Annotated in this window: 13 protein-coding genes; 11 read left to right on the top strand and 2 right to left on the bottom strand. The window is 65.7% G+C overall.

The features are described 5' to 3' along the window. Nucleotides 1-22 precede the first annotated feature (22 nt). Both recO and leuB read left to right on the top strand, forming a co-directional pair. Nucleotides 23-754, top strand: coding sequence for a DNA repair protein RecO (gene recO, locus ACM61V_RS09015; RefSeq protein ID WP_137785804.1), 732 nt, complete (start codon nucleotides 23-25; stop codon nucleotides 752-754). A 44-nt stretch (nucleotides 755-798) separates the two neighbouring features. Further along, nucleotides 799-1,842, top strand: a complete 1,044-nt coding sequence (gene leuB, locus ACM61V_RS09020) for a 3-isopropylmalate dehydrogenase (RefSeq protein WP_137785803.1) — start codon at nucleotides 799-801, stop codon at nucleotides 1,840-1,842. Nucleotides 1,843-1,848: 6 nt separating this feature from the next. Here the strand turns inward: leuB and ACM61V_RS09025 are convergent, their stop codons facing one another. Then, nucleotides 1,849-3,051, bottom strand: a complete 1,203-nt coding sequence (locus ACM61V_RS09025; RefSeq protein WP_249341435.1) for a phospholipid carrier-dependent glycosyltransferase — start codon at nucleotides 3,049-3,051, stop codon at nucleotides 1,849-1,851. A gap of 131 nt (nucleotides 3,052-3,182) precedes the next feature. On the opposite strand from ACM61V_RS09025, the gene ACM61V_RS09030 reads away from it, so the two are divergent. The 6 genes from ACM61V_RS09030 (at nucleotide 3,183) to ACM61V_RS09055 (ending at nucleotide 9,184) form a co-directional block, all read left to right on the top strand. Next, nucleotides 3,183-4,391, top strand: coding sequence for a trans-sulfuration enzyme family protein (locus ACM61V_RS09030; protein ID WP_137785801.1), 1,209 nt, complete (start codon nucleotides 3,183-3,185; stop codon nucleotides 4,389-4,391). Next, nucleotides 4,388-4,786 (top strand): Co2+/Mg2+ efflux protein ApaG, encoded by a 399-nt coding sequence (apaG, locus tag ACM61V_RS09035; protein ID WP_137785800.1) that lies wholly within the window; start codon nucleotides 4,388-4,390, stop codon nucleotides 4,784-4,786. The genes ACM61V_RS09030 and apaG overlap by 4 nt, the downstream gene beginning before the upstream one ends. Beyond that, nucleotides 4,783-5,577, top strand: coding sequence for a LysR family transcriptional regulator (locus tag ACM61V_RS09040; protein ID WP_137785799.1), 795 nt, complete (start codon nucleotides 4,783-4,785; stop codon nucleotides 5,575-5,577). Before apaG ends, ACM61V_RS09040 begins: the two co-directional genes overlap by 4 nt. 72 nt (nucleotides 5,578-5,649) lie before the next feature. Further along, nucleotides 5,650-7,374, top strand: coding sequence for an arginine--tRNA ligase (gene argS / locus ACM61V_RS09045; RefSeq protein WP_137785798.1), 1,725 nt, complete (start codon nucleotides 5,650-5,652; stop codon nucleotides 7,372-7,374). A gap of 3 nt (nucleotides 7,375-7,377) precedes the next feature. Further along, a complete protein-coding gene (locus ACM61V_RS09050; protein WP_137785797.1) occupies nucleotides 7,378-8,115 on the top strand; it encodes an SPOR domain-containing protein in 738 nt (245 codons plus the stop codon). A gap of 58 nt (nucleotides 8,116-8,173) precedes the next feature. Beyond that, complete coding sequence (locus ACM61V_RS09055) at nucleotides 8,174-9,184, top strand: glycoside hydrolase family 3 N-terminal domain-containing protein (protein ID WP_137785796.1); 1,011 nt, start codon at nucleotides 8,174-8,176, stop codon at nucleotides 9,182-9,184. 16 nt (nucleotides 9,185-9,200) lie between these two features. On the opposite strand, the gene ACM61V_RS09060 is transcribed toward ACM61V_RS09055, so the two are convergent. After that, nucleotides 9,201-10,115, bottom strand: coding sequence for a neutral zinc metallopeptidase (locus tag ACM61V_RS09060; RefSeq protein WP_137785795.1), 915 nt, complete (start codon nucleotides 10,113-10,115; stop codon nucleotides 9,201-9,203). A 110-nt stretch (nucleotides 10,116-10,225) separates the two neighbouring features. Here ACM61V_RS09060 and ACM61V_RS09065 point away from each other — a divergent pair, with 110 nt between their 5' ends. From ACM61V_RS09065 to ACM61V_RS09075, 3 genes are all read left to right on the top strand, one after another. Then, entirely contained in the window at nucleotides 10,226-11,359 is a 1,134-nt protein-coding gene (locus tag ACM61V_RS09065; RefSeq protein WP_137785794.1) for a patatin-like phospholipase family protein, read from the top strand. 8 nt (nucleotides 11,360-11,367) lie between these two features. Then, entirely contained in the window at nucleotides 11,368-12,153 is a 786-nt protein-coding gene (locus ACM61V_RS09070; protein ID WP_137785793.1) for a 3-hydroxybutyrate dehydrogenase, read from the top strand. Nucleotides 12,154-12,294: 141 nt separating this feature from the next. After that, nucleotides 12,295-12,834: a DUF4893 domain-containing protein gene (locus ACM61V_RS09075; RefSeq protein WP_419713954.1), complete on the top strand. Its 540-nt coding sequence runs from the start codon at nucleotides 12,295-12,297 to the stop codon at nucleotides 12,832-12,834. Nucleotides 12,835-12,836: the final 2 nt, after the last annotated feature.

The raw sequence follows: 12,836 nt of genomic DNA on the forward strand, positions 1-12,836 counted from the left end.
CGCGCCGTCTTACATATCGCTGATGCACCTGGTTGCCGATGCCATCGTTCTCGCCGTTCGTGCTCATGGCGAACATGGTGCGGTCGTACGTGCGCTCACCGCGTCGGATGGGGTTCAGCCCGGCTATGTGCGCGGCGGGCGCTCGCGGCGGATCGGGCCGGTGCTCCAGCCGGCGAACCTGATCCGTGGCGAATGGCGCGCGCGCAGCGATGACCAGCTTGCCGCGCTGACCGTGGAACTGCTGCACAGCCGCGCCGGATTGTTCGCCGCGCCGCTGCCCGCCGCCGCGATCGAGTGGCTGAGTGCGTTAACTGCGGTGACGCTGCCTGAGGCGCAACCCTTTCCCCGTCTTCACGATGCGCTTGCCGGGGTATTGGACGCGATCGAGGCGGCCCCGGCCGCGCGCGGTTGGGCGGGGAGCGTTGCACGGTATGAGCTATTGCTCCTCGCCGAGCTCGGCTTCGGCCTGGATCTCTATCGGTGCGCGGTGACGGGGGAGGCGGGTGATCTCGCCTTCGTCAGCCCGAAAAGCGGCGCGGCGGTGAGTCGTGCGGCGGCGACCGGCTACGAATCGCGGCTGTTCGCGCTGCCGCCATTTCTCCGCGAGGGCGGCGAGGCAGGGTGGAGCGATGTGCTCGCGGCACTTGACCTGACCGGCCATTTTCTGGCGCGCGACATTCTCGTCGATCGCCGCGCCGAGCTCCTCGTCGCACGCGGGCGCCTGCTCGATCGGCTGAAAAGGGTGGTTGCCTGATCGCACGCAGCGCCTAAGAGCACGCGCGAACGAAAGGGACATTCATGGCAGTGATCGCGATCCTCGCCGGCGACGGCATCGGCCCCGAAGTGACCATCGAGGCGAGGCGGGTGATCGAGGCACTCGGGCTCGGGCTTTCGTTTGAAGAGGCGCTGGTGGGCGGTGCCGCCTATCATGCGACCGGCCATCCGTTGCCGTCCGAAACGCTGGCGGTGGCGCGGCGCGCGGACGCGATCCTGTTCGGCGCGGTCGGCGATCCCGGCTGCGACGGGCTGGAACGTCATCTGCGCCCTGAACAGGCGATCCTCGGGCTGCGCAAGGAGCTCGCCCTGTTCGCCAATCTGCGCCCCGCCAAGCTGTTCGCCGGGCTGGAGGATGCGTCCGCGCTCCGCCCGGAAGTGGCGCGGGCGATCGATCTGCTGATCGTTCGCGAACTGAACGGCGATGTATATTTCGGCGAGAAGGGCATGCGCACCACGTCGGCCGGCCTGCGCCAGGGATATGACGTGATGAGTTACGACGAGGCAGAGGTGCGCCGTATCGCGATCGCGGGATTTGAAGCGGCGCGCCGGCGGCGCAACAGATTGTGCTCGGTGGACAAGGCCAATGTGCTCGAAACGTCGCAGCTCTGGCGCGATGTGGTGATCGAGACGGCGGCGGATTACGCGGATGTCGAGCTGACGCACATGTATGTCGATAACGCGGCGATGCAGCTTGTGCGCAATCCCGGACAGTTCGACGTGATCGTCACCGGCAACCTCTTTGGTGATATCCTGTCCGATCAGGCATCGATGTGCGTGGGGTCGATCGGGCTGCTGCCGTCGGCCTCCCTCGATGCAGCCGGCAAGGGGCTGTACGAGCCGATTCATGGCTCCGCGCCGGATATCGCGGGGCAGGGGAAGGCGAACCCCTGCGCGGCGATCCTTTCCGCCGCGATGATGCTGAGGCACTCGCTCAAACTGGCGGATGCGGCCGATCGCGTCGAGGCGGCGGTGGCGAAAGCGCTGGCGGCTGGCAAGCGCACCGGGGATATCGGGGGCGCCTGCTCCACGCGCGAAATGGGCGATGCGGTCGTGGCGGCGCTGTAACCGGGGTCAGATCCAGGACGGCAGCCATGTCCAGTAATGGAAGGCCGCCGGGCCGCTGAGCGCCGTCGCCGATAGCACGGGAAAGAAATAGACCGCCATCGCGAGCGCCGCCATTGCAAAACGCCGGTCCCACCGCGCGCGCTGCGATCGCCAGTGATCGAAGGCGGCGGCGATGGCGATGACGATGAAGATGCTCGAAGGGTAATAATAATAATAGAAGCCCAGCGATTTGGGAATGATCGCGAAGATCCCGACGCTAGCCACCCACAACGCGAAAGCGGCGAGCAGCCGGGTGTCACGCTTTTTCATCCAGCCCCACAGGCATGCCGCCACCGCGACCAGGCCGCCCCACATCACCACCGGATTGCCGATCATCAGGATGCCACGCTGCGCGCCATCTACCGGTTCGTAAAGATACCAGATCGGGCGGATCAACAGCGGCCACGTCCACCAGCTCGACTGGTATATGTGCGAAGGCAACACCTGAACCTGCTGCGCAAACATGTATTTCTGAAGCGGTAGCAGACCTCGCCACGACAGCGGCTCCACGGCGAAGTGGAAGAGCGGCAGGAAGGTCGCGAAATAAATGACGACCGAAATCGCGCCGAGCGTCGCGAGCGCGGGCAGCGCATGGAGCCCCGGCCAGCGCCGCGCATCCCCCCGCTTCAGCACCAGGAAAGCGATGCCGGCGAACGCGACATAGGGCGCAGCGGCCCATTTGCATGCGGTCGCCGCACCCAGCAGCGCGCTTCCCGCCATCCACTTTCCCCAGCCGCCGCGCCGCATCGCCCAAGCGATCATGGCGATCGCGGCGGTCAGAAATGCCGCCATGAAGCCGTCCAGCGTGGCGACTCTGGCCTGCACGAAGATGGTGAAGTTCAGCAGCGCCAGCACGCCTGCGAACAGGCTGGCACGCAGCCGTCCCGTCATCAACTGGACGATCGCGAAGACCGCCACCACCGTCGCCGTGCCGGCAAATGTGGACATGAAACGCCACCCGACCGGCGTATCGCCCAGCATGTGGATGCCGAGCGCGATCAGTTCCTTTGCGAGCGGCGGATGCTCCAAATTGAGCAAGCGCGACTGTTCGAGGAACGTCCGAGCCGCCGGCACATAATAGATTTCGTCGAACACCATCTTGTGCGGCACCGCGACACGCACGAGGAACAGCGCCTCCGCGACGGCGCCGAGCAGGATGGCGACCGGCACGGGGCTTCGGGGAAACCACGAAGGGCTTGCACTGCGGTTTTCGCTCATCGGCGCCGGTCTAACGCCGTGTATCGCATCGGCAAGCCCGTGGACCTTGCGGTGGCCAATGGTTGTCGGGCAAAGGGCTGGCCATGAAACGCCGCTCCGGACAAGACCGCTCGATCACCGCCAACTGGCGCCCCGCTACTCGCGCGATCCGTGGCGGCACGATGCGTTCGGAATTCGGCGAGACATCCGAAGCCTTGTTCCTCACCTCCGGCTACGCTTATGACTGCGCCGGGGATGCCGCCGCGCGTTTCGCCGGCGAGCAGGAGGGGATGACCTATTCCCGCTTGCAGAATCCCACCGTGCAGATGCTCGAAGAGCGCATCGCGCTGCTGGAAGGGGCAGAGGCGTGCCGCACGATGGCGACGGGCATGGCCGCGATGACGGCCGTTCTGCTCTGCCAGCTTCAGACCGGCGATCATGTCGTGGCCGGTCGGGCTGCGTTCGGCTCGTGCCGCTGGCTTGTCGATTCGCTCCTGCCGAAATTCGGCATCGCGACCACGGTGGTGGATGCGCGTGATCCGCAGGCGTTCGTCGATGCGGTGCGCCCGGAGACCAAGCTGTTCTTCTTCGAGACGCCCGCCAATCCGACAATGGATATCGTGGATCTGCGCGCGGTGTGCGGGATTGCGCGCGAAAGGGGGATCACCTCGGTGGTCGACAACGCTTTCGCCACTCCGGCGCTCCAGCGGCCGATGGAGTTCGGCGCGGACATCACCGCCTACTCCGCTACCAAGATGATGGATGGGCAGGGCCGCGTCCTGGCGGGTGCGGTATGCGGGACGAAGGATTTCGTCGAGAATACGCTGCTGTCCTTCACCCGCAACACGGGGCCGACGCTCTCCCCGTTCAACGCCTGGGTGGTATTGAAGGGGCTTGAGACGCTCGATCTGCGTATTCATCGCCAGTCCGAAAGCGCGGTGAAGGTTGGACGTTTCATGGAAGGGCGTGTGCCGCGTGTCCTGCATCCGGGGCTGAACAGTCACCCGCAGCATGATCTCGCCATGTCGCAGATGGACGCGACCGGCCCGATATTCGCGTTCGAGGTCGATGGCGGCCGCAAGCAGGCGCATGCCCTGCTGGATGCGCTGCAACTGATCGACATCTCGAACAACATCGGCGATTCGCGCTCGCTGATGACCCATCCGGCCTCGACCACGCACAGCGGCCTCGCTGAGGATCGCCGGGTGGAGATGGGCGTGACGGAAGGGATGCTCCGCGTGAATGTCGGGCTGGAGGATGTGGACGATCTGATCGAGGATCTCGATCAGGCGCTGAGAGCGGCCGGCCTGTGAAAGCGCTATTTCCCCATGACGAGACGACCGATGGGGTGACAGTGCGTGTCGCCGTCAGCTATCTGCCCGAACAGTCGGAGCCGTCGCGGGGGCGCTGGTTCTGGGCGTATCACATCCGCATCGAAAATGCCGGCGGGCGAAACGTGCAGCTTCTGTCGCGCCACTGGGTCATCACCGATGCGCGCGGCGCGCGCCACTCGGTTGAGGGGGAGGGTGTGGTCGGGGAGAAACCGGTGATCGCTCCCGGCGCCAGTTATAATTATGTCTCCGGCTGCCCGCTGGCCACCTCGTCTGGGGCGATGCAGGGCAGTTACCGTATGATCGGGGAGGATGGCGTGATGTTCGATGTCGCGATCCCGAAATTTGCGCTGCTGGCGCCGGCGGTGGGCGCATGAAGCGGACGCATCTGCCGTTGAACGGGCTGCGCGTGCTCGATGCGGCGGCGCGCCATCTGTCTTTCACCCGTGCGGCGGATGAACTCGCGGTCACGCCGGCGGCGGTAGGCCAGCAGATACGTGCGCTGGAGGATACGCTCGGCGTCGTCCTCTTCCGCCGCACCACCAAGGGCCTCGAACTCACCCCGGAGGGCGAGGCAGGGCTGGTGGCGCTGCGCGACGGCTTCCTCCATTTCGAGGAATCGGTGCGCGCGATGCAGGCGGGCCAATCGTCCAAATCGCTCACGATTGCCGCGCCACGCGACGTGACGCAGAAGTGGCTGATGCCGCGCCTTGCTGAAATCGCACGGAGCGATGGCGAGATGCGCTTTATCCTCGTCGCCGCCGATGATGTGATCGATTTCACCGAAGCCAATCTCGATCTCGCGGTGCGTTGGGGGGAAGGCCCCGGCGCGCATGAGGGAGAAGCGCTCGAAAGCGAAGGGATGATTACGGTCGAGCGTCCCGGCGGCGCGGCCAGTGATGTGCGTATCGGCTGGGCGGGCTGCGGCGCGGAGGATGCCTCCTCCCCGGTTCGCGTCGCTGATGCCGGGCTGGCGATCGATGCCGCCGCCGAGGGGCTGGGCCGTGCGACCGTGCCGGAATTGCTCGCGGCGCGGGATCTCGCCGCCGGGCGCGTGGTACGCGTGGGCGAGGCCAGATTGTCGCGGCTTGGTTATTGGCTCGTCGCGCCGTTGCCCCAATGGCGGCAGAGGAAGGTGCAGGCGCTCGTCGACGCGCTCACCGCCTGATGACCCCTCAAATTTGAAGCCGGCGCCGCGTTGGGCTATCGCGCGGGCAAACCCGGCACCTGAACGGATACCATGACACTTTATTCCCGCTTTGCCGCTCATATTGATGCGGCGCTCGACGCTTTGGTTGCTGCCGGCGCGTTGCCGGCCGATCTCGATCGCCGCAACGTGACCGTCGAGCCGCCCCGCGATCCCGGCCACGGCGATCTCGCGACCAATGCGGCGATGGTATTGGCCAAGGCCGCCACGGCAAATCCGCGCGCGCTGGCCGAGCGGATCGCGGGCGAATTGCGCCGGCTGGATGAAGTGGCGGCGGTCGAAATCGCCGGCCCCGGCTTCATCAATATGCGGCTTACCGACGACACGTGGCGCGCGGAGCTTTCCGCGATCCGCGATGCGGGTGGCGATTACGGCCGCTCGCAGCGCGGGCACGGCACGCGCGTCAACGTCGAGTATGTTTCCGCCAACCCTACCGGGCCGATGCACATGGGGCATTGCCGTGGCGCCGTGGTGGGCGACGCGCTGGCCGCGCTGCTGGAGTTCGCCGGTCACGAGGTGACGCGCGAATATTATGTCAACGACGCCGGCGGCCAGGTCGACGTGCTCGCCCGGTCCGCGCACCTGCGTTATCGCGAGGCGCTGGGCGAGGAGATCGGCGCGATCCCCGAGGGGCTGTATCCGGGCGATTATCTCATTCCGGTCGGGCGCAAATTGGCCGACGAATTCGGCGATCGTTTTGTAAACGCGCCGGAAAGCGACTGGCTGGCGTTGTTCCGCACCCGTGCGGTCGATGCGATGATGGCGCTCATCAAGGCGGATCTCGCGCTGCTCGGCATTCATCACGCGGTTTTCGCCTCCGAGGCGGCGTTGCAGGCGGCTGGCAAGCCGGAGGCGGCCGAGCAATGGCTGCGGGAACGCGATCTTGTTTACGACGGGGTGCTGGAAGCGCCGAAGGGCGAGACGCCGGAGGATTGGGAGCCGGTGGAACTGCCGCTGTTCCGCTCCTCGAAATTCGGCGACGATCAGGATCGCCCCATCAAGAAGTCGAATGGCCAATGGACTTATTTCGGTGCCGATCTCGCCTATCATTTCCAGAAGGCGCAATCGGCGGACGAACTGATTGACATCTGGGGCGCGGATCATGCTGGCACAGTCAAGCGGATCACCGCCGCCGTCGCTGCGCTTACCGAGGGCAAGACGCGCTTCGACGTGAAGCTCGTTCAAATGGTGCGCCTGTTGCGTGGCGGCGAGCCGGTGAAGATGTCCAAGCGCGCCGGAAATTTCGTAACGCTGGCGGATGTCGTGCGCGAGGTCGGGCGCGACGTCGTGCGGTTTACCATGCTCACGCGGCGTTCCGACGCGCAGATGGACTTCGATTTCGCCAAGGTGGTGGAAGCATCGAAGGACAATCCGGTCTTTTATGTCCAGTACGCCCATGCCCGGATCGCTTCGCTGCATCGCCGGGCGGCGGAAGCGGGGATCGACGCGTCCAGCCCCGATCTGTCCCGTCTTGATACGGAAGAGCTGGCCCTCGTGAAGCTGGCGGCCCAGTTTCCGCGCGTTGTGGAAACGGCGGCAACGGCGCGGGAACCGCACCGTGTTGCCTTCTATCTCTATGATTTGGCGGCCGCTTTCCATTCATTGTGGAATGTTGGTAATGATCGGCCCGATCGCCGCTTTCTCGTCCCGGAAGATGCGGAATCGAGCGCTGCACGACTGCTCTTGGCGGACGGGTGTGCGCAAATTATCCGGAACGGGTTGTCCATCATGGGGGTGGAGGCAGTCGCGGAGATGTAGGCCATGACGGGCATTGAGAAGGTCGATCACAGCAATCTCGATCGACTGCCATGGTTGGAGTCGGCAGAGCTTGAGGATGACGGTGGCCCGGGAGCTGTGCGGACCATCGGGTACGTCGCCCTGGGTCTTGTGCTGCTCGCGGCGCTGATCTTCGGCGTGTACAAGGTGCAGCATCGCGCAGCATCCGTTGATGGCAATGGCGCTCTCATCAAGGCCCCGGTCGGCGATTACAAAATCAAGCCGGAGGAGCCGGGTGGCCTGAAGGTGAGCGGCGAGGGCGATTCGGCGATTGCCACCAGCGCCGGCGCGAATTCGTCCGCGGCGATCGATCTGAAGGCTGTGCCCGAAACGCCGATCGATGGGCACCGGACCGAGGCCAGGCCCGTACCGGAATCGACTGGCGGCGCGCGCAAGATCGCCAGCGAGATTCCACGTTCCGCGCCGAAACTGAAAGCGGCCGAGCCGGTCTCGGCGCCGCGGGCCGCAGTGCCGGGCGAGGGTTCGGGCGGGGCGCTTGTCCAGCTGGGCGCTTTCCCGAGTGAGGCCGTGGCGAATGCGGCCTGGAGCGCGCTCGCCAAGCGGTTCGGCTATCTCGCGACGCTTGGCAAGTCGGTGCAGGCTGCGGATGTGAACGGGCGGAAGGTATACCGGCTGCGCGTCAACGCCGGCAGTGCGGATGCCGCTTCCGATATCTGCGGCCGGCTCAAGGTAGCGGGTGAGCGCTGTTTTGTGACGAGCTGAGGCGGGGTCGGCGCTATCGCCGCTTCCCCGGCACGGGTGGCGGCGGTATCGATCCATTATGAAGCCTGTGATCTTCGGCCTTTCAGGGCCGACCCTGACCGATGACGAGCGCGCCTTCTTCCGTGAGGCGCAGCCCGCCGGCTACATCCTGTTCAAGCGCAATGTGGTCGACCGACAGCAGCTGCGTGCGTTGACCGATTCGCTGCGCGGCCTGGAAGGGCGCGGCGATGTCGCAATTCTCGTCGATCAGGAGGGCGGCCGTGTCGCCCGGCTCGGCCCGCCGGAATGGCCGGCATTTCCCGCCGGGCCGCTGTTCGACGCGCTTTACGAGCGGGCGCCGATCTCCGCGATAGAGGCGGCGCGCGCCAATGCGCATGCGATCGGATTGATGCTGGCCGAAGTGGGGATCACCGTCGATTGCCTGCCGCTGCTTGATATCGCGCGTCAGGGGACGACGGAGGCGATCGCGTCGCGCGCCTATGGCCATGAGCCCAAGCGGGTCGCAGCGATGGGGCGCGCGACGCTGGAGGGGCTGGCGGCCGGCGGCGTCGTCGGTGTCGTCAAGCACATGCCGGGCCACGGGCGCGCGATCGTTGATTCGCATTATGATCTCCCGCGGGTCGCCGCGAGCGATGCAGAACTCGATGAGGATCTAGCCCCTTTTCGCGCGCTGGCCGGTGCGCCGATGGGGATGACCAGCCATATTGTGTTCGACGCATGGGATCACGAACGCCCGGCGACGCTTTCGCCGATCGTCATCGAAGAGGTTATCCGTCGCCGCATCGGCTTCGACGGGCTGCTGATGACCGACGATATCGATATGAAAGCGCTCTCCGGCACGGCGGCCGACAAGGCCGCGGGGGCGATCGCGGCGGGATGCGATATCGTGCTCGATTGCTGGGCGCGAATGGATGAAATGGTCGATATCGCCGGCCGGCTCGGCGAGATCGCGGACTCGTCACGCATCCGGCTAGACCGGGCTATGGCCAGCGTCGGAAGCGCTGAGGGCGACATACCGACGCTGCTGGCCAAGCGCGACGCATTGCTGGAAATCCTCGGCGCGGCGTAACGGCACGCGCCGTCGGTCAGATCGCTCCCGAGAACGTATCGCATTGCGCCGGATCGCCTGAATCCAGACCCCGCTTCAGCCAGGCCTGGCGTTGCGCGGACGTGCCGTGGGTGAAGCTGTCTGGCATCACGCGGCCTTGCGCTTCCTTTTGCAGCGTATCGTCACCGATCGCCTGCGCGGCCGTCATGCCTTCCTGCACGTCGCCGGGATCGAGCCGGTCGCGATTTTGCGCGGCCCACACGCCGGCATAGCAATCCGCCTGCAATTCAAGCCGAACCGACAGGCGGTTACCCTCCACGTCGCTCGCGCGCGCTTGCTGCTGGCGAACTTGCTCGGATGTGCCGAGCAATTTCTGGATATGGTGGCCAAATTCATGGGCGATCACATAATCCTGCGCGAAATCGCCCGCCGCGTGAAAGCGATCCTGCAATTCGCGGAAGAAGCTGGTGTCGAGGTAGATGCCCTGATCGGTCGGGCAGTAGAAAGGGCCCATCGCCGATTGCGCGGCCCCGCAGCCCGATTGGCCACGCCCCGAATAGAAGACCAGCGTGGGCTGCTGGAAACGCTCACCGGAGCGCGAGAAGATCGCCGCCCAGGTCTTGTCCGCCGAACTGAAGGCGTTGCAAGCCGAGCGGCTCGATTCGTCGAGCGAGCAGGCTGTGGTCGCGCTTCCCGAGCCGGAAGAGCGCGCGCCTGTCTGTATCTGGGCTGTGCCGCCGACCCCGCCGCCCAGCATCGAGCCGAGGTTGCCCAGCCCGCCAAACACCGCAAGCAGCAGCAGCACGACGACGATGCCGCCGCACCCGAAGCGGCTGCCGATCAGCGGCAGCAACCCCAGCAGCAGCCCGCCACCGCTACCGCCTCCGCCGCCGAAGCTCTGGCCGCGCTGATCCTCGACATTGATGTTCGGATCGAAATCGTCGAGCCGCATCGCGCCTTCCCCTTTTGTTTCGGCCTTCCGCGACCATGAATGCGCGAGATGGACGGGCGGTTGCAAGCGTCGCGCTTGATCGCGGGCGCGGGGCCGTGCAGGAACGTGGCATGGCCGATATGGAATCCCGCCGGCGCCGCGCGCGGGCATTGCCGCTGCCCGATACGGTGGCGCTGGTGCTTCAGGGCGGCGGCGCGCTCGGCAGCTATCAGGCCGGGGTGATCGAGGCCCTGTCCGCCGCCCAGATCGAGCCGGACTGGATCGCCGGTATCTCGATAGGCGCGGTTAACGCGGCGATCGTCGCGGGCAACCCGCCCGAACGGCGGGTGGAGCGGCTGCGGCAGTTCTGGGATCAGGCTACGAGCTGGCTGCCCAGTTTTCCGATCCTGCCCGATGACATGGTACGCGAGTTGATTCACGAATGGTCGGCCGGCTTCGTGGCGATGGCGGGCGTGCCGGGCTTTTTCGGCCCGCGCTTCCTGCCGCCCTTCATGGCGGTGCCAGGAACGCCGGAGGGGATGAGCTTCTACGATTCGACCCCGCTGAGGGACACGCTCGACGCGCTGGTCGATTGGGAACGCCTGAACGACGGCCCGATCCGGCTATCGGTGGGCGCGGTCGATGTTGAGAGCGGCAATTTCCGCTACTTCGACACGGAGGATGAGCGGCTCGACGCGCGTCACATAATGGCATCGGGCGCGTTGCCGCCGGGGTTGCCCCCCGTCGAGATCGACGGGCGCTGGTATTGGGATGGGGGCCTCGTATCGAATACTCCGCTTCAGCACGTGCTCGATAACCAGCGTGAGGAGATGGTCGTCTTTCAGGTCGATCTCTTTTCCGCTGCCGATAAACGGCCGCGCACCATCATGGATGTGCTCGCGCGCGCCAAGGAGATCACCTTCTCCAGCCGCACCCGCCAGATCACCGATCAGCTGATGAAGCTGCGCAAGGAACGCGAGCTGGTGCGGCGCGTGCTCGCCAAGCTGCCGGCGGAGCTGCGCGACGATGCCGAGGTGGAGGCGCTGACGGTGATGGCGGCCGAGCAGCCGGTGAGCCTCGTCCACCTGATCTATCGCGCGAATGCCTGGGAGGGCGGGGCGCGCGATTTTGAATTTTCCACCCGCACGATGCGCGAGCACTGGGCGGCGGGGCAGGCGGCAGTAGAGGCGACGATGGCCAATGCAGAGCTGGTCGCCGAGAACATTCTTACCGGCCGAACGGCGGCCTTCGATCTGGCGAGATAGGAGTAATCATGTTTCTGAAGGGCAAGAGCGCGATCGTCACCGGATCGACATCCGGCATCGGCCTCGCGATCGCCAAGGCGCTCGCGGGTGAGGGGGCAGCCGTGGTCATCAACGGTTTTGGTGATGCGGCGGCGATCGAGAAGGAGCGCGCCGGCCTGGAAGCGATCAGCGGTGCGCAGGCGCTCTACGACGCGGCCGACATGACAAAGCCCGACCAGATCGAGGCGATGATCCAGCGCGCGCATGAAAAGCTTGGCGGCCCGGACATCGTCGTCAACAATGCAGGCATCCAGCATGTCGCGCCGGTCGATGAGTTTCCGATCGAGAAATGGGATGCGATCATCGCGATCAACCTGACCAGCGCGTTTCACATGATGCGTGTTGCGGTGCCCCTCATGCGCGCAAGGAAATGGGGGCGGATCATCTCAACCGCATCGGCGCACAGCAAGGTCGCCAGCCCCAACAAGTCGGCCTATGTCGCCGCCAAGCACGGCATCGACGGGCTCACCAAGACGGTGGCGCTGGAAACCGCGACCAGCGGCATCACCGTCAATTGCATCTCCCCCGGCTATGTCTGGACCCCGCTGGTGGAAAACCAGATCCCCGATACGATGAAGGCGCGGAACATGACGCGTGAGCAGGTGATGAACGATGTGCTGCTTGCCGCTCAGCCGACCAAGCAATTCGTCACGCCCGAGCAGGTCGGCGCATTCGCGTTGTTTCTGTGTCGCGAAGAGGCCGCGCAGATAACCGGCGCGAACCTGTCGATCGACGGCGGCTGGACGGCGGCCTGAACAATGGGATTGCTGGTCGCTCTAGCTGCCGTCGCGGCTTGCCAAGCCGGTGCCGTCGGCGCGGTGCAAATCCCGCCGCAAGAAGCCGAAGCGGTAGTGCGGGAACATACCCTTCCCGATCGCGCTGCCAAGTGCGGAGGCGTGGAATCCGCCTGGCGGCAAGCATCGACGCAGCGCGATCGTGAGCGGCTGCGCAACTGGCGCACCACCTGGCTCGATGCGGTGGCACGCGCCAAAGCCGGTGGCGGGGGCGAGGCGATCGCGCGCGATGAAATGCTCTACGATCCGGATCGCGCGCTCGACAACCCGATCATCCCCGCCGGAAATTATCGTTGCCGCATCATAAAGCTTGGCGCGAAGCGGCCGGTGAACCGGAATTTCGTGGAGCTGCCAGCCGCACGTTGCACGGTTGGACAGGATGACGGCGAGACCTGGTTCACCGTCAATGATGGCACGCAGCGGCCGATCGGGCGCTTCTTCGCCGGGCCGCCCGGACGCGGCGTTTTCCTGGGCACGCTTGAGCTAGGCGACGAACGCCTGCCGCTCGAATATGGCGTCGATGCGAAACGCAACATGATCGCGTATCTCGATCGCATCGGCGAGGCGCGCTGGCGCCTGATCGTGCCGGAGCCGCAATTCGACGCAGTGGCCGAACTGGTGGAGATCACCCCGGAACGCTGAGC

This window comes from Sphingomonas sp. TX0543, assembly GCF_048565505.1.
Lineage (GTDB): Bacteria > Pseudomonadota > Alphaproteobacteria > Sphingomonadales > Sphingomonadaceae > Sphingomonas.